Origin of the sequence: Rhodococcus sp. Z13, from assembly GCF_025837095.1 — a bacterium.
GTDB classification, from domain to species: Bacteria; Actinomycetota; Actinomycetes; order Mycobacteriales; family Mycobacteriaceae; genus Rhodococcus; species Rhodococcus sacchari.
Map to the genome: position 1 here is coordinate 520,963 of NZ_CP107551.1, position 20,617 is coordinate 541,579.

Here is a 20,617-nt window from a genome sequence, read left to right on the forward strand (position 1 = left end):
CGAGATGGCCGTTGACCCGGCGCCGCAGAACAACGAGGTCGAGTACCTCCGGACCGATCCCGGCCTGCCGCCCGTCGGCGTCGTCGACCGGACCCCCATGTCGCCGACGGCGCGCATCGTCCTCGTGGTGCTCGCCGTCCTCGGCGCGGTCGCGTGGGCGATGATCGCGCTGGTGCGCGGCGAGGAGATCAACGCGGTCTGGTTCGTCATCGCCGCCGTGTGCACCTACCTCGTGGGTTATCGCCTCTACGCGAAATTCATCGAACGCAAGATCGTGCAGCCCCGCGACGACAGGGCGACCCCCGCGGAGGAACTCGAGAACGGCAAGGACTACATGCCGACGGACCGCCGCGTCCTGTTCGGCCACCACTTCGCCGCCATCGCGGGTGCCGGCCCACTCGTCGGCCCGGTCCTCGCCGCCCAGATGGGTTATCTGCCCGGCACGATCTGGATCGTCGTCGGCGTCGTCTTCGCCGGTGCGGTCCAGGACTTCCTCGTCCTGTGGATCTCCTCGCGCCGCCGCGGCCGCAGCCTGGGTCAGATGGCCCGCGAGGAACTCGGGCCCATCGGCGGTGTCGCCGCGATCATCGCGGTGCTCGTCATCATGATCATCCTCATCGCGGTGCTGGCGCTGGTGGTCGTGAACGCGCTCGCCGAGAGCCCGTGGGGCCTGTTCTCCATCGCGATGACGATCCCCATCGCCCTGTTCATGGGTGTCTATCTCCGGTACCTGCGTCCCGGCAAGGTCGCGGAGGTCTCGCTCATCGGTGTGGTCCTGCTGGTCACCGCGATCGTCGCCGGTGGATGGGTCGCCGAGACCGATTGGGGTGCCGACTGGTTCACGCTGTCGCCGGTGACGATCTCGTGGCTGATGATCGCCTACGGTTTCGCCGCGTCGGTGCTGCCGGTATGGCTGCTGCTCGCCCCGCGCGACTATCTGTCGACCTTCATGAAGGTCGGCACCATCGCGTTGCTGGCCATCGGCATCCTCGTCGCGCGTCCCGTCCTGGAGATGCCCGACGTCACCTCCTTCGCGATCGAGGGCAACGGCCCGGCCTTCGCCGGCTCGCTGTTCCCGTTCCTGTTCATCACCATCGCGTGCGGCGCCCTCTCCGGCTTTCACGCGCTGATCTCCTCGGGCACCACCCCGAAGCTGATCGAGAAGGAGAAGCAGATCCGGCTCATCGGCTACGGAGGCATGCTCACCGAGTCGTTCGTCGCGATCATGGCGCTGGTCACCGCGTGCATCATCGACCAGCACCTGTACTTCACGCTCAACGCACCGGCCGCCCTCACCGGCGGCACCCCCGAGACCGCCGCCGCCTACGTCAACGGACTCGGTCTCGGCTCACCGGACATCACGCCGGAACAGATCGCCGCCGCCGCGGAGGGGGTGGGGGAGGAGTCGATCATCTCCCGCACCGGTGGCGCCCCGACCCTGGCGTTCGGCATGTCACAGGTGCTCAGCGACCTGTTCGGTGGCGACAGTCTCAAGTCGTTCTGGTACCACTTCGCGATCATGTTCGAGGCGCTGTTCATCCTCACCACCGTCGACGCCGGCACGCGCGTCGCCCGGTTCATGCTCTCGGACTCGCTCGGCAACCTCGGCGGACCCGCGCAGCGCTTCAAGGATCCGTCCTGGCGCCCGGGTGCCTGGTTCTGCTCGCTCGTCGTGGTCGCCGCGTGGGGCGGGATCCTGCTGATGGGAGTGACCGATCCGCTGGGCGGCATCAACACCCTGTTCCCGCTGTTCGGCATCGCCAACCAGTTGCTCGCGGCGATCGCCCTGACCGTCGTGCTCACGATCGTCGTCAAGAAGGGACTGGTGAAGTGGGCCTGGATCCCCGGCGTGCCGCTGCTGTGGGATCTGACCGTCACGATGACGGCGTCCTGGCAGAAGATCTTCTCCGGCGACCGCGCGGTCGGTTACTGGGCGCAGCACCGTGCCTTCGTCGACGCGAAGAACTCCGGCGCGACGACCTTCGGGTCGGCGAAGACCCCCGACGAGATCGACGCCGTCATCCGCAACACCTTCATCCAGGGCACGCTGTCGATCGTGTTCGCCGGTCTCGTCCTGATCGTCTTCGTGACCGGGGTGATGGTGTGCATCAGATCGATCCGCGCCGGAGGCATGCCCACCACCGAGACCCCGGCGGTGCCGTCGAAGATCTTCGCTCCGGCCGGTTTCGTGCCCACCCCGGTGGAACGGGAACTGCAGCAGCAGTGGGACGAACTGATCGCGTCGGGCAAGGTCCGCGCACCGGGCGCCGCGCACGCCCTCGTCGAGCATCGGGAGGAGGACCTGTCGTGAAGGCGGTGCTGCGCCGCGCGTGGTGGTGGGTCGGGGCGCTGATGGGCGACCACGACTACGCGCGTTACGTCGAGGTGCACCGCCGGCTGCATCCCGACCACCCGCCGCTCAGCGAACGCGACTACTGGCGGGAGCGGCACGCCGCGGCGGAGACGAATCCCGGCAGCCGGTGTTGCTGACACCGGCCGCCGGTACCGAACCGAGAAGGAGATCCGGATGCACCGCCCGCAGGCTCGAGAGCTGCCCGCAGGACCTCGGCCGCATCGACCCCGCCCTGCCACCGCTGCGAGCAGGCGTGCCGGGAACTGCTCGCCGCGGATCGCGACGGGCCGCTCGTGGTAGAAGGGGACGATCGCGTCGTACCAGCCGATGGTCACCACGGTGCCGCCGATCACCCGGATGTCGTCTCCCAGGACACCGAACTTCGGTGCGGGCGCGGCCGACGCGACCCCGCCGAAGCGACGGTGACGGCTGCTACCGCACGACCGGCAGCGTCACGAAGCTCGGTGACGCCGGGTTCAGCTCGAGATGCTGCGGCCGCAGCCCGCTCTCGTTCAGCATCGGGCCGAGCGGCAGCGACCGCGGCACGCTCGCCGCGTAGACGTCCACCCGGAGGCGGTGCCCCGGCTGCAGCACGGCCTCGGTGGGCAGGGTGCTGATGTCCAGGGACACCGGCTGCCCGGGCACGACGGGCTGCCGGGACTCGAGCGTCAGGACCGGGTAGGCCTCCGCGTAGTCGCCGTCGGCGGTGAAGGTGCTCTTCGAATCGTCGATCGCGCGCAGCGACGCGACGAGCGACCCGGTCGTCAGGACGGTGGAGCGACCGTCCGGGGCGACGTCGTTCACCGAGACCGACCAGAAGCCGTCGGTGGCGTCGAGGACGGTCTCGAGGTGGATGTTGACCGGGCCCGACAACACCGTCGGTTCCGTGACCGGCGCACCGGTGAAGGTGAGGCCCTCGGCCTCGTTGAACCGGGCGTCCTTCGTGCACCCGGCACCGAGCAGCACCGTGATCCCTGCGGTGCCCTGCGCCGACTCCCGGGAGCACACTCCGCGCAGGCCCGGAGCGACGGTGAGGCGCTGCGCGGTGTCCGGCGCAGATGTGGCGAGCGTGCCGTCGTGGACCGCGTGCCCGGCCGTGCCGCTCGGAGCCGGCGACAGGAACAGCTTCTCGTGATCGACATTGCTGCGCGGGAACTCATCGGTGGTGACCCAGCCGCCCCCCTGCTGCAGCAGGGTCACCGGACCGTACTCGTCGATGCCGTTGTCGATGTCCTTGAGCCAGCGGTCGAACCAGGCGCGTTGCAGCGCCTCGAGGTTCGGCGGGTGCCCCGGTGTGCCGAAACCGGTGCCGAGGACCGCGTGGTAACCGTCGCCCATCAGCAGCTGTTTGCGGCCGGGTGCGACCGGGATGCGGTTGTAGATCTCGGGTTCGCTGTTGGCGAAGATGTCGTGCCAGCCCCCGAGCACGAAGGAGGGCACCTCGATCGACTCGAGGTCGGCCTGCCGCTCCTGGTAGAACGGCCCGTCCTGCGCGACCTCGAGGGCGTTCGGCGACACCCCGTCGACGGTCGGCGCGGTGAGGGCCTCGAACAGTTCGGGGAGCTTCGTGGCGGGGTCGGCGAACCGGTCGCGCAACCACTGAGCGTCGAAGCGCCCCTGGATCAGCGCCTCCACGTCGGGCACCCACTTGAGGCCGTTGACGAGTGCGAGCCAGGCGGGCATGAACCCCACCCCGAGCGCACCGCCGGTACCGACGATGTCGCGCAGCAGGTCGTTGCCGGGTTCGACGGCGAAGATCGCCTCGAGCGCGGGCGGCCGGTGCCCGGCGGCCTGGATCTGGTTGATCGCCGAATAGGACACGCCGGTCGTGCCGACGCGCCCGTTCGACCACGGCTGCTTCGACGCCCAGTCGATGACCTCCAGGGTGTCCTGTTGCTCGCGCGGGCCGAGGACGTCCCACTGCCCGTGGGAGAAACCGGTGCCGCGCACGTCGACGATCACCTGCGTGTAGCCGTTCTGCACGAGCTCGCGGCTCAGTCCGAAGGCACGGCCGAGTTGTGCCGCGGGTGCGGCGAGTTCGGTGATCCCGTCGAAGGGGGCGCCGAAGTTCAGGACGGATCCGAGATCGTCCACGAGCGGGGCGAACTGCGGATCCTCCATCGCGACGGACGCCAGCGTCGACAGCAGCTTGGTGTACGGGGTGAGGCCGAGGACGACCGGCGTGGGTTCGTCGATCGGGGTGCCGTCGGCGTGGGCAGGGCGGAAGACGTTGGCGCGGAGGACCGTGCCGTCGCTGAGGGTGATGGGAACGTCCCACTCCACCGCGGTGTTCGGATAGAGATCGGGCGCGTCGACGGTGTTCTCCCACGTGACGCCGGCGGCTCCACCGGTCGGATCGGCGACGGCAGGTCCGGTGGACGTGATGGTGCAGGCGGCCATTGCCGCCACGACGAATGCGACCGTGCGTGATCTCACCGGGCCCCCATGCCTGCGGTAACAGTTGTGCGCACGTTAACGCGAGGTCGACGGATCCGTCAACGACCGAAACCGGTCGACCCCGCACATCCGTTCGCCTCCTGTCCATCCGTTGCGGAAATCGCTGTAGCGGACGACGAATCGGTGAGCGGATGTGCGGGGTCGACGGAGCGGCCGGGATCAGGCGGCCGGGCGACCCTCCTGACGCAGGGCGGCGAGGGCGTCGAGACGCTCCACGGCCTCGGCCATGATGCGGTCGATCAGCTCCTGGCAGCTCGGCAGGTCGTCGAGCATGCCCACGACCTGGCCGGAGGCCAGCACCCCGGCCTCGGTGTTGCCCTCCACGAGACCGGCTTTGAGGAGCATCGGGGTGTTGGCGGCCATGATGATCTGCAGCCAGGTGCGGTCGCTCGCCTTCTTCATCGCGAGACCGTCCTTGATCAGCGTCGACCACTTCATGCCCGTCATGGACCGGAACTTCGCCGCGTTCCGCGCCGCCGCGATCAGCCCGGGGACGTAGCCGGACTTCTCCAGGCTGTTCACCAGATCGGTGTTGAGCACCCGGTGCGGCATGCCGTCGACCTTGAGTGACACCGTGGTGTCCTGCAGTCCCCGCGAAAGATACTGCTGTTTCACGGAATCCGGGACCGCACTGTCGCTGGTGAGCAGGAAACGCGTGCCCATCGCGATGCCGGCGGCACCGTAGGACAGCGCGGCGGCCAGACCCCGCCCGTCGAAGAAACCACCGGCGGCGACGACCGGGATGTCGACGGCGTCGAGAACGCTCGGCAGCAACAGGGTCGTCGCGACGGGACCGGTGTGGCCACCGCCCTCGCCGCCCTGCACGATCACCGCGTCGGCGCCCCACGAGGCGACCTTCACCGCGTGCTTCGCGGCCCCGATCGACGGGATCACGACGATGCCGTGGTCCTTGAGCTTCGCGATCAGTTCCTTCTTCGGTGCGAGCGCGAACGACGCGACTTTCACCTTCTCGCGGATCAGCAGGTCGATGCGCTCGCCGGCGTCGGAGGCATCGGCCCGGATGTTGACGCCGAACGGCTTGTCGGTGAGCGACTTCGTCTTCACGACCGCCGCTTCGAGTTCGGGATAGGTCATCGTCGCCGACGCGAGGATGCCCAGGCCACCGGCATTCGACGTCGCGGCGGTCAGGCGGGGTCCCGACACCCAGCCCATGCCTGTCTGGACGATGGGGTGCTCGATACCGACGAGATCGGTGAGGGCGGTGCGCAGGACCGTCACAGCGCGACCTCGCGATCGCGCAGGCCCTTCGGGTCGATCACCTCGCGGATCAGTCGCAGCTCCTCCGCGGTGGGCTCCCGGGTGACACCGGCCTCGTCGAGACCGGCGACCTCGAAGGAGGTGTTCTCCGCGACGGTCTCGGGTGCGACGCCCGGATGCAGGGTCAGCGCCCGGAAGGTGTGGCCGGGGCCGCCGAAGTCGAAGACACCGAGATTGGTGACCACCCGTGCGATGTGAAGGAACCGGAACGCCGGGTTGTCGGGGTCGACCTTGTCGTAGCCGACACCCGACACGACGTCGACCCGCTCGACGAACACGCGCGGGGAGTGCTTGCCGACCCAGTAGCTGGTCGCGTGGTTGATCGTGTTGCCGGGAGCGCCGCGCACGCCGAACATCTGCCGGGTCGGTTTCTGCAGCGGGCCGAAGGCCGAGAGGTTCTGGTTGCCGTGGCGGTCGATCTGGTTGGCGCCCATCACCACGTGGCGGCGCCCGGAGGCGACGACGTCGAAGACCTTGCGGAAGGGCATCCACCCTTCGATCGCACCCTTCGCGCCGATCGCGGGGGTGTCGGCGAGGATCAGGGCCTCGCCGTCGGTGATGAGCAGGTCGGGTTCGGTGGTGAGCCGGGCCAGGCGCGCGCCGATGAGCGGCAGCGTCGCCATCGGGCTGGCCATGATCTCGCCGGCGCCGGAGAAGATCTCCGCGCAGGCGATCGCGCAGTACTCGGCGCGGGTCACGGTGTCGGTGGTGGTCATGCCTGCTCCTGTGCGAACTTCCGGACCTCGGCCTGGTAGTCGTCCTCGCTGCCGGACAGGAAGCGATCGACGAATGCCTTCCAGGACTCGGGATCCTTGGCGGACTCGACGTAGTGGCGCTGGAACTTCTCGTCCCGCCCGTAGCTGTCGCCGGCGAGGGTGAAGTGGGCGCCGTTCGGGGCTTCGACCACACCGTCGACCACCATGCGGTTGAGCAGGAGCTGCTGCAGCGGAATCTCTTTCACGAGCTGCTCGGTCTCGACGATCTTCTCGACCGAGAGGTAGCGCCGCTCGGCGGCCATGCAGTACAGGTCGTCGAAGTACGGGTCGACACCCTGGTAACCGGCGTTGCCGTGCTTGTCGCCGATGTTGAGGTGCACGAACGCCGCGTCGAGGTTCAGGGCCGGCATCGCGATGAGGGTCTCGGTGCCGGCCGGGCCGGGATAGGGGGAGGTGACGGTCTTCAGCTCGCCCTCCCAGAAGTCGACCACGGCCGAACCCAGACCGGCCCGGATGGGCAGGAAGGGCAGGCGGGCGGCGGCGGCTTCGAGACCGCACTTGACCATGCCCTCGTCCATCTCGCGGGCGACGATCTCGCCGCCCGTGCGGGCCTTGGCGAACCAGGGATCGTAGAACGGTGCCGAGTCGAGGGAGACGAAGCCGTAGTAGGCCTTCTTCACCTTGCCGGCGGAGCACAGCAGGCCGAGATCGGGACCGCCGTAGGTGACGACGGTCAGATCCTTCAGGTCCGAGCGCAGGATGGCGCGGACGAAGGCCATGGGCTTGCGGCGCGACCCCCAGCCACCGAGACCGATGGTCATCCCGCTGCGCAGCTCGCCGACTACGTCATCGAGCGACATTCTCTTGTCACGCATGGTGTTTCGAACTCCTGTGGAGGTGGATGCGTCAGCGATTGCTGCGCGGTTTACCGGTCGCGACGAACTCGTCGCGGTGCTCGTCGGCGATGCCGGCGAGGTTCAGCTCGAAGGTGAAGCCCTGCTCGAGGCGGTAGCTCGTCTTCACGTCGACCGGATCGATGCGGTTGATGGCCTCCTTGGCGCGCCGGATCACCCGGGTGTCCTTGGCCGCGATCATCTCGGCGACCTCGCGTGCCGCCGCGTCCAGCCGGTCGCGCGGGACGACCTTGTAGACGGACCCGAAGCTCTCGAGCTGCTGGGCGGTGACGTTCTGCGCCGTGTAGTAGAGGGTGCGCATCATGTGCTGCGGCACGAGCCGCGCGAGATGCGTTGCGGCGCCGAGTGCCCCGCGGTCGACCTCGGGCAGACCGAAGACCGCGTCGTCGGAGGCGACGATGACGTCGGCGTTGCCGACGAGGCCGATGCCGCCGCCGACGCAGAAGCCGTTGACGGCCACGACGACGGGGACCTCGCAGTCGTAGACGGCGGAGAATGCGGCGGCGCAGCCGTGGTTGGCGGCGATGAGGGCGTCGAACCCTTCGGTGGCCTGCATTTCCTTGATGTCCACGCCCGCGTTGAAGCCGCGGCCCTCCGCTCGCAGGATCACCACGTGAGTCTCCATGTCGTGTCCGGCCGTGGTGATCGCCTCGGCGAGGTCGAACCAGGCCTGCGAGGGCAGGGCGTTCACGGGAGGGAAGTCGACGGTGACCGTGGTGATACCGGCGCTGTCGGAGGTCGAGGTGATGCCCATGGCATGTTCCTAACGTCTGTACCGAACCAAGCGATTGCTTGGTAAGTTAGCACAGGATCGTCGCCGGACCCAGGCCCGGCGACCGCGCGGATTCGCGCAGCACCCCCGACCCCCGAGGAGAAGACATGCCAGAAGCAGTGATCGTGTCCGCAGCGCGGTCCCCGATCGGCCGCGCCCGCAAGGGATCGCTCGCCTCCATCCGCCCCGACGACCTGGCGACGAAGATGGTCGCCGCGGCCCTGGCGAAGGTCCCCGAGCTCGACCCCACCGACATCGACGACCTGATGCTCGGCTGCGGCCAGCCCGCCGGACAGTCCGGCTTCAACATCGCCCGCGTCGTCGCCGTCCAGCTCGGCTACGACTTCCTGCCCGGCGTGACCGTCAACCGCTATTGCTCGTCGTCGCTGCAGACCACCCGCATGGCCCTCCACGCGATCAAGGCCGGCGAGGGCGACGTGTTCGTCTCCGCCGGCGTCGAGTCGGTCTCGAGCTTCGTCACCGGCAACGCCGACGGCCTGCCCGACACCAAGAACCCCCTGTTCGACGCCGCGCAGGCCCGCAGCGCGAAGCTCGCCGAGGGCGGCACCGCCTGGACCGACCCGCGCAGCGAGGGCCTGCTGCCCGACGTCTACGTCGCGATGGGGCAGACCGCCGAGAACGTCGCTTCCTACACCGGGATCTCCCGCGAGGACCAGGACCACTGGGGGGTGCGCTCGCACAACCGCGCCGAGGAAGCCATCGAGAGCGGGTTCTTCGAGCGGGAGATCAGCCCGGTGACCCTGCCGGACGGCACCGTCGTGTCCACCGACGACGGCCCCCGCCCGGGCACCACCTACGAGGCCGTCAGCCGGCTGAAGCCGGTCTTCCGGCCGGACGGCACCGTCACCGCCGGCAACGCCTGCCCGCTCAACGACGGCGCCGCCGCGCTGGTGATCATGTCGGACACGAAGGCGAAGGAACTGGGCCTGACCCCGCTCGCGCGCATCGTCTCCACCGGCGTGTCGGGGCTGTCGCCGGAGATCATGGGCCTGGGCCCGATCGAGGCCACCCGCAAGGCCCTGGCGAACGCGAACCTCGGCATCGACGACATCGACCTGTTCGAGATCAACGAGGCCTTCGCGGTGCAGGTGCTCGGTTCGGCACGGGAGCTGGGCATCGACGAGGACAAGCTCAACGTCTCCGGCGGTGCGATCGCCCTCGGTCATCCCTTCGGCATGACCGGCGCCCGCATCACCGCGACCCTGATCAACAACCTGCGCACCCACGACAAGCAGTTCGGTGTCGAGACGATGTGCGTCGGTGGCGGCCAGGGCATGGCGATGGTGATCGAACGCCTGAGCTGACCCGGACGACCCGCGGGCGGATCGGAACGGTTCGCCCGCGGGGGACCCGGCAGTGGACCACCGGTGGGTCCACCGGTGACCTCGCGTGTCGCGCCGGCCCCGTGCCCGGATACTGCTCGAGTTCCACGGCCGAGACCAACGCGATCGACGTGCTGCACTCGGCGATGGTGCAGCTGTCGACCATCGCGTGCGTGCCGAATGGAAGACGCTCGCGCAGGCGCTGTTCGACCTCCGTGGAGGACGGCTCCGACGAGAGGGCGAACCGCAGGACCCCGTACCCGAGAAAGGACCTCGATCCGAATGACCGTAACGACATCACCGTCGTCCGCGCAGTGGCGCGGCCGCGAGCTGGACACCCGCACGATCGGCTACGACGAACGCGACGCGATCCTGTACGCACTCGCCGTGGGGGCCGGGGCGACGGACCTCGACCTCGTGTTCGAGGACCGTTTGCGGGTGCTGCCGACCTTCGCCCTGACCCTGGCCCAGTGGGCGCCCGACGCGCTCGGCGCGCTCGGCGCATTCGACACGAGCACCGCGCTGCACGGCTCCCAGAGTCTCGAGGTGCTGAGACCCTTGCCGCGGTCCGGCGAGATCACCATGTCCGCGCGGGTCGGGGAGGTCTGGGACAAGGGGCGGGCGGCGGTCTTCGAGGTCGTCGTCGAGAGCGACTTCTTCGTGGCGACCTGGTCGTTGTTCGCCCCGGGCTCGGGAGGATTCGGCGGCGAGCGGGGGCCCTCGACGCCGGCTGCGCCGGAGGGGGAGGCCGATGCGGTCGGCACCCTCGTCACCCGCCCCGACCAGGCCGCGCTCTACCGTCTCACCGGCGATCGGCACCACATCCACATCGATCCCGCCGCAGCCGCCCGCATCGGGCAGCCCCGCCCCATTCTGCACGGGTTGTGCACGCTGGCGGCCACGACGTTGCCGCTCGCGGAGATGCTCGGAGCCCACCCTGCCGACCTGCGGAGACTGGAGGGACGCTTCGCGGCACCCGTCTTCCCCGGCGACACGGCGCAGGTGCGGGCGTGGGGGGACATGAGGGATGCCCGGTTCGACGTCGTCACGGAGGCCGGCGCCGTCCTGTCCGGTGGCCACGCCGCATTCGTCTGATCCGCACAACTGCCCGGAGGAAAGAGTTGGACACGTTCGCCGAAGTGGTGCGTGCCCGTCACGGCGATCCGAAGGCGGGGTTGCGTTTCGACGACCGGCAGTGGACCTGGGGAGAGGTGGTGCAGGAGAGCGCGGACCGTGCCGCCGCGATCGTGGCCACCGTGCCGGCCCCCGCCGACCGGCAGCGGCACGTCGGGGTGCTGCTCGAGAACGTCCCGGACTTCGTGTTCTGGATCGGTGCGGGTGCGCTCGCGGGAACCGCCGTCGTCGGGATCAACGCCAGCCGTAGCGGCCCGGAGGTCGCCCGGGACATCCGGCACACCGATATCGATCTGGTGATCACCGAATCCCGGCTCGCCCATCTTCTCGAGGGCACGGACCACGGTCTGCCCGCCGACCGCATCCTCGACATCGACGACCCGCGGTACGAGGAGTTTCTGGCACCGTTCCGCGGTGCGGCCCTGCCGGCGACGATCCCGTCCCCGGACGACATCGCGCTGCTGCTGTTCAGCTCGGGTTCCACCGGCGCCCCGAAGGCCGTGATCGTGAGCCAGGGACGCCTGGCGCGTCTGCTCGGTCCACTCACCGAACATGTTCGGATGCGCCAGGATTCGGTCACCTATCTGTGCATGCCGCTGTTCCACGGCAACGCCGTCATGCTCAACCTCGGCACGGCCGTGCGGGTGGGAGCGACCGTCTGCCTGACCCGCACGTTCTCCGCGAGCCGTTTCTCCGAGGACATCCACCGTCACGGTGCGACCTTCGTCAACTACGTCGGCCGGGCGCTCTCGTACGTCCTCGACAGGCCGGAGGATCCGCGCGACCGCACGAGCACCCTGGAGCTGGCGTTCGGCACCGAGGCCTCCGAGACCGATGTGGCCCGGTTCTCCGAACGCTTCGGCTGCACGGTCGTGGAAGGATACGGCATGAGCGAGGGCGTCTTCCGGATCAACCGCACCCCCGACACACCGCCCGGATCGCTGGGAGTCGCCGTCGGCGGCGTCGACGTCCGCATCCTCGACGAGGAGACGGGGCAGGAATGCCCCCGGGCCCGTTTCGACGAGTCGGGCCGTCTGATCGACAGTGCCGCCGTCGGCCAGATCGTCGCGTGCGGTGCCGCGCACACTTTCGAGGGCTACTACAAGAACCCCGAGGCGATGGCCGATCGCATCAAGGGGGAGGATTTCTGGTCGGGCGATCTCGGCTACCGCGACGGGAACGGCTTCTTCTACTTCGCGGGCAGGTCCGCCGACTGGCTCCGCGTGGACAGCGAGAACTTCTCCGCCACCGCCGTCGAACGCATCCTCCTCCGCATGCCCGGCATCCTGTCCGCCCCGGTCTTCGCGGTACCCGACCCGACGACCGGGGACCAGGTCATGTGCGCCCTCGAACTCGAGGACGGGGCGGAGTTCGATCTCGCGGCGTTCGGCGCGTTCCTCACCGAGCAACCCGACATGGGTGACAAGTGGTGGCCCCGTTTCGTCCGTCTCACCGAGCGGATCCCCCTGACGGGCAGCAACAAGGTGAACAAGGCGCCCCTGCGGGCGGTCGCGTGGAACACCACCGATCCCGTCTACGTGCGTGTCGGACGGACGCCGGAGTACGTCCTGCTCGACGACGAGACCCGGGCGCGCATCGAGCAGGAGTTCGTCGCCAACGACCGGACGGCGCTGCTGCCGGCCGCGGAATCCGCCCGGGTCGGGTGACCGCCCCGGAATGTCTCGGCCAGTGATCCGGCGGAACGAGATCCGCATCGACAACCCCTTCCCGTGCGAGGAGGACGGGCCCGTCTACCAGCTGCGTCGCTGGCACGAGCAGGTCTACGTCGATGTCGTGGACGCCCCGTCGGCGACGACGGACCGCTTCGAGTTCGATTCGAGAGGGACACGATCTCGGGTGTCCTCGATGCCTTCGACGACACTCCGATCCGCGCCCCCATCGTGCCGTGACCTCTTCCGTTTCCGACCACTTCCCGAAGGAACCAGACATGACCGAGCCCCTCGACCTGGATCGCTCGCAGTACGGACCGTGGGCCGTCATCGCCGGCGGCTCCGAAGGCGTCGGTGCAGCTTTCGCCGACGAACTGAGCCGCGCGGGTTTCGATCTCGTGCTCATCGCCCGTAAGCCCGGACCCCTCGAGGAGACGGCGGACAAGGCGCGGAGCAACGGTGTGCAGGTGCGCATCCTCGCACTGGATCTGCTCGCCGACGATGCCGTGGAGCAGATCCGCAGGGCGACGGAGGACATCGAGGTCGGCCTGTTCGTCTTCAACGCCGGTGCGAACAGCTACGGCCACGAGTTCGTCACCGGCGACCTCGACGGCTTCCGCGGGGTCATCGACCTCAACGTCCACCGGCAGATCGAACTGTCACATCTGTTCGGGGGACCGATGAAGGAACGCGGCCGCGGCGGCATCATGCTGCTCGGCTCCCTCTCCGGTTACATGGGCGCCGAACAGCAGAGCATCTACGCCGCGTCGAAGGCGTTCAGCCGTGTCTTCGCAGAGAGTCTCTGGCTCGAACTCGCTCCGCACGGAGTGCACGTCGTCGAACTCGTTCTCGGGGTCACCCGCACCCCGGCGATGGTGCGCGCGGGACTGAACTTCGACATCCCCGGCATACGTGTCGCCGAACCGGAGGACGTCGCACGTGAGGGCCTCGAACACCTCGCGGACGGCCCGGTGTGGGTCGCGGGGGGAAACTACGAGACCGCGATCAGGCGCAGCGGATTCCCGCGCGACGAACTCGTGCGCGGAGCCGCGGCGGCGATGCGGGCGCTGCTGAACCGCTGATCCACCGCCCACTCCTCCACGAACTCCACATGACCACCCGGAGGGTCGCGCACCTGCCCGTGCTCGACTGCGGCGACTGCGTGTACCTGGACAAGATCGACGGACGGCTCGCCACCCGCTCGGGCAACCGACCGCACCTCGGGTGGACAGGACGTCCCGGTGATCGGGAGCGCGTGCGGTCCGTGAGGTGGGTCACTGGAAGTCTGGTCCCATGGCGACGGAATCGACCTATGAGAACACGGCGAGGGAACTGACGACCGACCGCGGGACCCTCCGCTACCACGAGGCCGGCCGGGGCGAACCGCTCCTGCTGCTCCACGGATCGGGACCGGGCGTCACCGGCTGGCGGAACTACCGCGGCGTGCTCGCCGATCTCGCCGAGCACTACCGGTGCCTCGTCCTGGAGTTCCCCGGATTCGGCGTGAGCGACCCGTGCGAAGGACACCCGATGGCGATGGCGTCGGTCGCGGTGACCGACTTCCTCGACGGCCTCGGTCTCGACCGCGTGTCGATCATCGGCAACTCGATGGGCGGCATCGTCGGGATGCAGTTCGCGATCGCGCAGCCGGACCGGGTGAAGAAGCTCGTCACCATCGGCGGCGCCGGCCGGTCGGTCTTCGCACCGGCGCCGGGCGAAGGCATCCGGCTGCTCATGGAGTTCACGGACGACCCCACGCGCGACAAGCTCGTCCGCTGGCTGCGGTCGATGGTGTACGACCCCGCGATCGTCACCGAGGAACTCATCGAGGAGCGGTGGGCACTGGCCACCGAACCGAAGACCCTCGAGATCGCCCGACGCATGTACAGCACCGCCGCCTTCGCGGCGAACGCGAAGGCGGCTGCCGCATCCGATGCCACACCCTACTGGGCGCAGCTCCACAAGATCACCGCGCCGGTGCTGCTGACCTGGGGCCGCGACGACCGCGTCAGCCCTGTCGACATGGCGATGCTCCCCATGCGCGAACTGCGCCGCGGCGAGCTCCACGTGTTCCCCAACTGCGGTCACTGGACGATGATCGAGGCCCGGGAGGCCTGGTTGTCGGCGGTGCTCGCCTTCCTCGACCGGGACGACTCGTAACCACCGGTCCCGCCCGGGCCGGACATCCCGCGGGGTTCCCGCTCAGCGGAAAACCGGTGATACGAGATCCGTTCTCCTGAAACCTCGGATGCCGTAGAACCGACGCTCACCACGTCGCGTCGGGTGTCACCTCACAGAGCTGGAGAGATCATGGGACAGGTGCTCGACTCCGTTTCGGAGTTCGCAGACGAGATCCGTGCGGACGGTGCCGAAGGCGACAAGCTCATGCGTCTGACCGACCGCAGCGCCAAGAGGCTCCGCGACGCCGGTGTCATCCGGCTCCTCCAACCGAAGGAGTTCGGGGGCCTCGAGGCGCACCCCCGCGAATTCGCGGAGACCGCCATGGCCATCGGCGCGATGGACGGTGCGACCGGCTGGGTCAGCGGCATCGTCGGGGTACATCCTTGGGAGATGGCCTTCTTCGACCCGAAGGCCCAGGAGGAGGTGTGGGGGGAGGACCCCGACACGTGGATCGCCTCCCCGTACGCACCGATGGGTGTCGCCACCCCGGTCGACGGTGGTTACATCCTCAACGGCCGCTGGTCGTTCTCCTCCGGTACCGACCACTGCAACTGGGTGATGATCGGGGCGGCCGTCGGCGACGAGAAGGGGAACCGGCTCATCCCGCCGCAGAGTCTGCATGTGCTGTTGCCGCGCTCGGACTACCGCATCGATCACGACAGCTGGAACGTGGTCGGACTGCGTGGCACCGGTTCGAAGGACCTCATCGTCGAGAACGCCTTCATCCCCGCCTATCGAACGTTGAAGGCGGAGCGGGTCATGGGCGGTGTGGCCTGGCAGGACGCCGGACGCGACGAGACGCTCTACAGGTTCCCCTTCTCGTGCATCTTCCCGCTCGGTATCACCTCGTCGCTCATCGGCATCGCAGAGGGTGCGCTGAACTGCTACATCGAGTCCCAGCGCGAGCGGGTCACAGTGTCGGGCACCGCGATCAAGCAGGACCCGTACGTGCTGCCGAGCCTCGGTGACGCCGCGGCGGAGATCGCCGCCTCGCGTGCCGCTCTGCTCGAAACCGTCGACCGCTTCTGGGATCTGACCGAGCGGGGCATCGAGGTCACCTTCGAGCAACGCGCGATCGGACGCCGGACGCAGGTCGCCGCGGCATGGCGGGCCGTGCGCGCCGTCGACGAGATCTTCTCGCGGGCCGGTGGTGGCGCGTTGCAGCTGAGCAATCCGCTGCAGCGCTTCTGGCGCGACGCGCACGCCGGTCTGAGCCACGCCATCCACGTCCCCGGTTCGATCTTCCACGCCGCGACGCTCACCCAGCTCGGTGAAGAACCGCAGGGCATGATGCGATCGATGATCTGACATCACATCGATTACCGGTCGGGCCCTGGACCGGGTGAACGGGCTGGGCTTCTCGATCTCGTCTACGCTGGGCCGGCACACCGACGACAGGACGGTCTCCTTCTGTGTTCGGGCCCCGACGGCGGGGACCTCGAATCCGACGTCGTGGTGGCCGGATTCGGTATCGCCGGTAACCGGCCATGACCCAGGTGGAGATCATCGCCGGGAGCTCCCCCGGGATCGGGCGGAGACGGGGGTGAGAGCGGCGCGGGCGGCGGCGGGATCGTCGACGTGGAGTGCGATCCGCTGCACGTGGGCCCGTCGGCGCCGATGTTCGAGGAAGGCCGGGAGCAGCACCTCGATCGGTTGCGCGAGAACGAGATCGAGGACGGTACCGTCCGGCCCCGGCAGGAACAGTGTGTCGTCGTCCACCCCGGCCTCGGTGCGGTCGAAGCGGCGCCGCGGAATGCAGCGCTGCACGTCGCGCGGGTCGATGCGGGCGATCACCTGGTGCCCGGACCGCAGGACGAACTCGTCGGCCGTCACCAGGTGCGGGTGGACGATGCGGTCGGCCAGCAGTCCCGCCAGGGGCAGGAGCGAGTAGAGCGACACGATCAGCAGCGTCCACCGCAGCCACTCCCAGGGCACCAGCAGGTGCACCGCGGTCATCTCGACGAGCGACGCGACCAGCAATGCGATCGGCACGGCCAGCGTGCCGCGGGTGTGGCCGATGGCGGTGACGCCGGGGCCCTCGCCGACGCGCCGGCGCCGCGCGAGCCACCACAACGCCCGGTAGCTTCGCAGTTCCATCCGCAGCAGCGCGGCCGGTGTGCGGCCGGCGATCTCGTCGAGTACCTGCGACCAGGACGCGTCGGAGTGCCGCAGCGCGCGCACCCGCAGCACTCCGATCGCGAGCACGAGGAGTCCGAGCGGCAGTTCCACACACAGGTAGAGGGTCACGCCCTGCTGCACGTCGATCACCCCCCGCGCTGCCAGCACGGTGTTCGTGCCCACCAGCGCCAGGGTGAGGACGAGGGCGGCCCGGTGGACGAGGTGGACGGTGCGGCCGGTCATCGGTGGGTTCCTTCCCGGCCGGTCCGCTCGGCGACGCGGCGCACGAAGGCGACGGCCACGGCCTGCTGTGCGGGGTCGGGCAGGAACTCGGCGAGTATCTCGTGGTCCGTGTCGAGCGCCGTCGCGGCCTCGAGGGACCACGGCCCGAACAGGTCGGCGACGAGCGGGCTTTCGTCGAACAGCGCGGCCATGCCCTCGGCCACCGCATCGATCTCGTCGGCCGCTTCCTCGGGATCGCGGCCGGTGAGCGCCCCGAACCGGCGGTAGACGGTGACGAGCGCGTGACGCCGGTCCGGGTCGTCGAGCAGCGTCTCCAGCCCGTCGAGGTACTCGGGTGAGGCCTCACCCGACAGCGCCAGCATCTCCCAGCTGTCGCGCTCGCGTTCGAACAGCGCGCGGGTGTGCGGGTCGTCCTCGCTGTCGACGAGCTCGTCGAAGGCCTCCACGATCGGTTGCGGCAGCGGGGAGAGCCGTTCACCGTTGCGGTGGCGTTCGAGGATGGCGGCCAGGGCGTCCCGCTTCACCCGGAGGCTGCGGATCTGCTCGTCCGCCGACTCCAGCAGCGATTCGAGGTCGGCGGTCAGATCGTCCTCCGCGTCCCGGTCGCCGGCCTCGGTGAAGTGCCCGCCGAGAACCGTGGCCACCGAGCCGAGCGGGAGCCCGGACTGGGCCAGCCAGCGGATGCGCAGCAGCCGCACCAGGTCTGCGAGACCGTAGTCGCGGTAGCCGTTGGGGGTGCGGGCGGGTTCGGGCATGAGGCCGAGCCGGTGGTAGTGCCGGACGGCGCGGACGGTGGTGCCTGCGGCCTGTGCGAGTTCGCCGATTCTCATGGTTCCAAGCTTCGACCCTGACGCTACGTCAGGGTCAAGTCGCCGGACCCCGGGGGGAGTGCAGGTACCGAACCAAGCGATTGCTTGGTAAGTTGTCGTCGTGACATCCGGTGGCACGTTCGCTGCCCGAGACACGGAGGTATCAATGGATCTGGGACTCGACGGCGCGGTCGTGCTCGTCACCGGCGGTGTACGCGGTGTGGGCGCGGGCATCAGCAGGGTCTTCCTGCGCGCCGGCGCCACCGTCGTGACGTGCGCGCGACGCGAGCCCGAACAGCCGATCGCGGTGGACGGGCGCGAAGCCGAGTTCCTGCCCTGTGACGTGCGCGACCCCGAGCAGGTCGAGGCACTGGTCGACGCGATCGCCGAACGGCACGGCCGTCTCGACGTGGTGGTCAACAACGCGGGCGGCTCACCCCACGCCCTCGCCGCCGAGGCGAGCCCGAAGTTCCACGCGAAGATCGTCGAACTCAACCTGCTCGCACCTCTGCTGGTCGCACAGGCCGCCAACGCGGTGATGCAGACGCAGGACACCGGCGGCTCGATCGTCAACATCTCGAGCGTGAGCGGCTCGAGGCCCTCGCCCGGCACCGCCGCCTACGGCGCGGCGAAGGCCGGAATCGACAGCCTCGCAAAATCCCTCGCGGTGGAGTGGGCGCCCAAGGTGCGGGTGAACTCGGTCGTGGTGGGCATGGTCGACACCGAGCAGTCCCACCTGTTCTACGGCGACGAGGAGGGGGTGGCCGCCGTCGGCGCGACCGTCCCGATGGGACGCCTCGCGACCCCCGAGGACATCGGCCACTGCGCGGCATTTCTGGCATCCCCGCTGGCGTCCTACGTCAGCGGTTCGACACTGACCGTCCACGGCGGCGGCGAACGCCCTGCCTTCCTGGCAGCGGCCCGAACGAAGGAGACGAAGTGAGTGGACTGATGGACGGGCGCGTCGTCATCGTGACCGGCGCAGGACGCGGTCTCGGTCGCGCCCATGCCCTGGCCTTCGCGGCCGAGGGCGCGAAGGTCGTCGTCAACGACATCGGCGTGGGCAGCGACGGTTCCGCGACCGGCGAGTCGCCGGGGGAGCAGGTCGTCGAGGAGATCCGCGCCGCCGGCGGTGAGGCCGTGGTCAACGGCGACGACGTCGCCGACTGGGCCGGCGCCGAGAACCTGATCAGGACCGCGCTGGACAACTTCGGCCGCCTCGACGTGCTCGTCAACAACGCCGGATTCCTGCGGGACCGCATGCTCGCCAACATGAGCGAGGAGGAATGGGACGCCGTCATCCGCGTCCACCTCAAGGGCCACTTCGCCCCGATGCGTCACGCCATCTCCCACTGGCGCGCGGAAGCCAAGGCGGGCAACCCCGTCGACGCCCGCATCATCAACACCAGCTCCGGTGCCGGGCTCATGGGCAGCATCGGCCAGGGCAACTACGCCGCGGCCAAGGCCGGCATCGCGACGCTCACCGTCCAGGCCGCAGCCGAGTTCGCCCGCTACGGCGTGACCGTCAACGCCATCGCCCCGTCGGCACGCACCCGCATGACCGTCGGCGCGGGTGGCGAGATGGCCGAGCGGATGGCACCGCCGGAGGAGGGCTTCGACGAGATGGCGCCGGAGAACGTCTCGCCCCTGGTGGTGTGGCTCGGCAGCACCGAATCGAAGGACGTCACCGGCCGGGTGTTCGAGGTCGAGGGCGGTAAGGTCTCCGTCGCCGACGGCTGGCGGCACGGCGACGTGATCGACAAGGGCGACCGGTGGGATCCGAAGGAACTCGGCCCGGTCGTCGAGAAGCTGATCGCCGGTTCCCAGCCACCCACCCCGGTCTACGGGGCATAACCGTCCGGTGCGCGTTTCCGGCGGCGGCGACCACCGGAAACGCGCACCGGGGGTGGAGTCCTAGACCGGCGTACGCACGATCAGGGTCGAGCCGGGGAAGTAGGCCGCCAGCTCGCTGCGGGCCTGCTTGAGGGTCGCGGTGCCGTAGCCCTGCTTGCGCAGTTCCGGACGGATCCAGATGCGCACGTCCACTTCGTTGCCCGTCAGCTCACCGAACGCGAACCCGACCGGCTTCGGTTCGTCCCCGGACAGATCCTCGGCCACCAGCCACATCCCGGACTCGTCGTCCATCAGCTGCGCGCCGCGCTGCCGCTCGGCCTCGACCCGCTCGTCGCTGTCGTCTCCGAGCTGTTCGGCGCACCGCTGCTTGAACAGCGCCGTGTCGGTATCGCTGTGCGAGATCGGACGCAGGCGGAAGTGCGCGCCGGTCGCGAAGGGACGCGCCGCCGTCGTCCACTGCAGGACGGCGTCGAGATCGTCGAGTTCCTCCCGGATCTTCTTGCGCTCCGCGCGGGTGAGGCGGCGGAAGGGCAGGTTCAGCACGGCTTCGGCACAGAACTCCGTGGTGTCGAGCAACGAGGCCAGTTTCGCGACGGCCTCGGCCCGGTCGTGACTCTCGACGATCACGTCGAGCACCTCGTGACGTCGCTCCAGCGCCCGCAGAAGTGCGGCTGCGATCTCCCGCCGGTCGAGGACCTTGTCGTGATCCGTGGTTGCCATCGTGCGACATCCCTTCGTCGAAGCATGGAAGTACGGGACTCAGTATTCCCGTCCC

Annotated in this window: 18 protein-coding genes and 2 pseudogenes; 12 read left to right on the forward strand and 8 right to left on the reverse strand. The window is 69.2% G+C overall.

Features of this window, described 5'->3' with window-relative positions:
- Window positions 1-4: 4 nt before the first annotated feature.
- Together OED52_RS02420 and OED52_RS02425 are read left to right on the forward strand one after the other, a co-directional pair.
- A complete protein-coding gene (locus OED52_RS02420) occupies window positions 5-2,311 on the forward strand; it encodes a carbon starvation CstA family protein (RefSeq protein WP_264153116.1) in 2,307 nt (768 codons plus the stop codon).
- On the forward strand, window positions 2,308-2,490 hold the full coding sequence (locus OED52_RS02425; protein ID WP_413247706.1) for a YbdD/YjiX family protein: 183 nt from the start codon (window positions 2,308-2,310) through the stop codon (window positions 2,488-2,490). The genes OED52_RS02420 and OED52_RS02425 overlap by 4 nt, the downstream gene beginning before the upstream one ends.
- Window positions 2,491-2,785: 295 nt before the next feature.
- Here the strand turns inward: OED52_RS02425 and OED52_RS02430 are convergent, their stop codons facing one another.
- From OED52_RS02430 to echA20, 5 genes are all read right to left on the reverse strand, one after another.
- A complete protein-coding gene (locus OED52_RS02430) occupies window positions 2,786-4,753 on the reverse strand; it encodes a CocE/NonD family hydrolase (protein ID WP_264154556.1) in 1,968 nt (655 codons plus the stop codon).
- 216 nt (window positions 4,754-4,969) lie between these two features.
- The gene (locus tag OED52_RS02435) at window positions 4,970-6,049 is read right to left on the reverse strand and encodes an NAD(P)H-dependent flavin oxidoreductase (protein ID WP_264153117.1); all 1,080 of its coding nucleotides are present in this window, start codon (window positions 6,047-6,049) and stop codon (window positions 4,970-4,972) included.
- Window positions 6,046-6,804, reverse strand: a complete 759-nt coding sequence (locus OED52_RS02440; protein WP_264153118.1) for a CoA-transferase subunit beta — start codon at window positions 6,802-6,804, stop codon at window positions 6,046-6,048. The genes OED52_RS02435 and OED52_RS02440 overlap by 4 nt, the downstream gene beginning before the upstream one ends.
- Entirely contained in the window at window positions 6,801-7,679 is an 879-nt protein-coding gene (locus OED52_RS02445; RefSeq protein WP_264153119.1) for a CoA transferase subunit A, read from the reverse strand. The genes OED52_RS02440 and OED52_RS02445 overlap by 4 nt, the downstream gene beginning before the upstream one ends.
- Before the next feature lie 31 nt (window positions 7,680-7,710).
- Window positions 7,711-8,472 carry a (7aS)-7a-methyl-1,5-dioxo-2,3,5,6,7,7a-hexahydro-1H-indene-carboxyl-CoA hydrolase gene (echA20, locus tag OED52_RS02450; RefSeq protein WP_264153120.1) on the reverse strand — a complete coding sequence of 254 codons (762 nt, stop codon included), beginning with the start codon at window positions 8,470-8,472 and terminating at the stop codon, window positions 7,711-7,713.
- A 125-nt stretch (window positions 8,473-8,597) separates the two neighbouring features.
- Between echA20 and OED52_RS02455 the strand changes: the two genes are divergently transcribed.
- The 8 genes and pseudogenes from OED52_RS02455 to OED52_RS02495 form a co-directional block, all read left to right on the forward strand.
- The gene (locus OED52_RS02455) at window positions 8,598-9,815 is read left to right on the forward strand and encodes an acetyl-CoA C-acetyltransferase (protein ID WP_264153121.1); all 1,218 of its coding nucleotides are present in this window, start codon (window positions 8,598-8,600) and stop codon (window positions 9,813-9,815) included.
- A gap of 300 nt (window positions 9,816-10,115) precedes the next feature.
- The gene (locus tag OED52_RS02460; RefSeq protein WP_264153122.1) at window positions 10,116-10,928 is read left to right on the forward strand and encodes a MaoC/PaaZ C-terminal domain-containing protein; all 813 of its coding nucleotides are present in this window, start codon (window positions 10,116-10,118) and stop codon (window positions 10,926-10,928) included.
- 26 nt (window positions 10,929-10,954) lie between these two features.
- Window positions 10,955-12,634, forward strand: a complete 1,680-nt coding sequence (locus tag OED52_RS02465; protein WP_264153123.1) for an AMP-binding protein — start codon at window positions 10,955-10,957, stop codon at window positions 12,632-12,634.
- A 25-nt stretch (window positions 12,635-12,659) separates the two neighbouring features.
- Window positions 12,660-12,818 (forward strand): annotated as a pseudogene (locus OED52_RS02470) (3-ketosteroid-9-alpha-hydroxylase); the annotation flags it as partial.
- Between the two features lie 97 nt (window positions 12,819-12,915).
- A complete protein-coding gene (locus OED52_RS02475) occupies window positions 12,916-13,719 on the forward strand; it encodes an SDR family NAD(P)-dependent oxidoreductase (protein WP_264153124.1) in 804 nt (267 codons plus the stop codon).
- Window positions 13,720-13,930: 211 nt separating this feature from the next.
- Entirely contained in the window at window positions 13,931-14,797 is an 867-nt protein-coding gene (locus OED52_RS02485) for an alpha/beta fold hydrolase (protein WP_264153125.1), read from the forward strand.
- A 150-nt stretch (window positions 14,798-14,947) separates the two neighbouring features.
- Window positions 14,948-16,126 (forward strand): acyl-CoA dehydrogenase family protein, encoded by a 1,179-nt coding sequence (locus OED52_RS02490; RefSeq protein WP_264153126.1) that lies wholly within the window; start codon window positions 14,948-14,950, stop codon window positions 16,124-16,126.
- A gap of 16 nt (window positions 16,127-16,142) precedes the next feature.
- Window positions 16,143-16,244: pseudogene (locus tag OED52_RS02495) on the forward strand (2,3-dihydroxybiphenyl 1,2-dioxygenase); the annotation flags it as partial.
- A 77-nt stretch (window positions 16,245-16,321) separates the two neighbouring features.
- Here OED52_RS02495 and OED52_RS02500 read toward each other — a convergent pair.
- Complete coding sequence (locus OED52_RS02500; protein ID WP_264153127.1) at window positions 16,322-17,179, reverse strand: hypothetical protein; 858 nt, start codon at window positions 17,177-17,179, stop codon at window positions 16,322-16,324.
- Window positions 17,176-18,009, reverse strand: a complete 834-nt coding sequence (locus OED52_RS02505; protein ID WP_264153128.1) for a MerR family DNA-binding transcriptional regulator — start codon at window positions 18,007-18,009, stop codon at window positions 17,176-17,178. Before OED52_RS02505 ends, OED52_RS02500 begins: the two co-directional genes overlap by 4 nt.
- 145 nt (window positions 18,010-18,154) lie before the next feature.
- Here OED52_RS02505 and OED52_RS02510 point away from each other — a divergent pair, with 145 nt between their 5' ends.
- Window positions 18,155-18,931 carry an SDR family oxidoreductase gene (locus tag OED52_RS02510; protein WP_264153129.1) on the forward strand — a complete coding sequence of 259 codons (777 nt, stop codon included), beginning with the start codon at window positions 18,155-18,157 and terminating at the stop codon, window positions 18,929-18,931.
- Window positions 18,928-19,842, forward strand: a complete 915-nt coding sequence (locus OED52_RS02515; protein ID WP_264153130.1) for an SDR family oxidoreductase — start codon at window positions 18,928-18,930, stop codon at window positions 19,840-19,842. Before OED52_RS02510 ends, OED52_RS02515 begins: the two co-directional genes overlap by 4 nt.
- Window positions 19,843-19,902: 60 nt before the next feature.
- Here the strand turns inward: OED52_RS02515 and OED52_RS02520 are convergent, their stop codons facing one another.
- The gene (locus OED52_RS02520) at window positions 19,903-20,562 is read right to left on the reverse strand and encodes a GNAT family N-acetyltransferase (RefSeq protein ID WP_264153131.1); all 660 of its coding nucleotides are present in this window, start codon (window positions 20,560-20,562) and stop codon (window positions 19,903-19,905) included.
- Between the last annotated feature and the right edge of the window lie 55 nt (window positions 20,563-20,617).

Bases quoted from the DNA above. Each gene is read 5' to 3' on its own strand.
- OED52_RS02505 (WP_264153128.1), bottom strand. From the start codon at position 18,009: ATGAGAATCGGCGAACTCGCACAGGCCGCAGGCACCACCGTCCGCGCC.
- echA20 (WP_264153120.1), bottom strand. From the start codon at position 8,472: ATGGGCATCACCTCGACCTCCGACAGCGCCGGTATCACCACGGTCACC.
- OED52_RS02455 (WP_264153121.1), top strand. From the start codon at position 8,598: ATGCCAGAAGCAGTGATCGTGTCCGCAGCGCGGTCCCCGATCGGCCGC.
- OED52_RS02500 (WP_264153127.1), bottom strand. From the start codon at position 17,179: ATGACCGGCCGCACCGTCCACCTCGTCCACCGGGCCGCCCTCGTCCTC.
- OED52_RS02510 (WP_264153129.1), top strand. From the start codon at position 18,155: ATGGATCTGGGACTCGACGGCGCGGTCGTGCTCGTCACCGGCGGTGTA.
- OED52_RS02520 (WP_264153131.1), bottom strand. From the start codon at position 20,562: ATGGCAACCACGGATCACGACAAGGTCCTCGACCGGCGGGAGATCGCA.
- OED52_RS02490 (WP_264153126.1), top strand. From the start codon at position 14,948: ATGGGACAGGTGCTCGACTCCGTTTCGGAGTTCGCAGACGAGATCCGT.
- OED52_RS02485 (WP_264153125.1), top strand. From the start codon at position 13,931: ATGGCGACGGAATCGACCTATGAGAACACGGCGAGGGAACTGACGACC.
- OED52_RS02440 (WP_264153118.1), bottom strand. From the start codon at position 6,804: ATGACCACCACCGACACCGTGACCCGCGCCGAGTACTGCGCGATCGCC.
- OED52_RS02445 (WP_264153119.1), bottom strand. From the start codon at position 7,679: ATGCGTGACAAGAGAATGTCGCTCGATGACGTAGTCGGCGAGCTGCGC.
- OED52_RS02420 (WP_264153116.1), top strand. From the start codon at position 5: ATGGCCGTTGACCCGGCGCCGCAGAACAACGAGGTCGAGTACCTCCGG.
- OED52_RS02430 (WP_264154556.1), bottom strand. From the start codon at position 4,753: ATGGCCGCCTGCACCATCACGTCCACCGGACCTGCCGTCGCCGATCCG.
- OED52_RS02475 (WP_264153124.1), top strand. From the start codon at position 12,916: ATGACCGAGCCCCTCGACCTGGATCGCTCGCAGTACGGACCGTGGGCC.
- OED52_RS02460 (WP_264153122.1), top strand. From the start codon at position 10,116: ATGACCGTAACGACATCACCGTCGTCCGCGCAGTGGCGCGGCCGCGAG.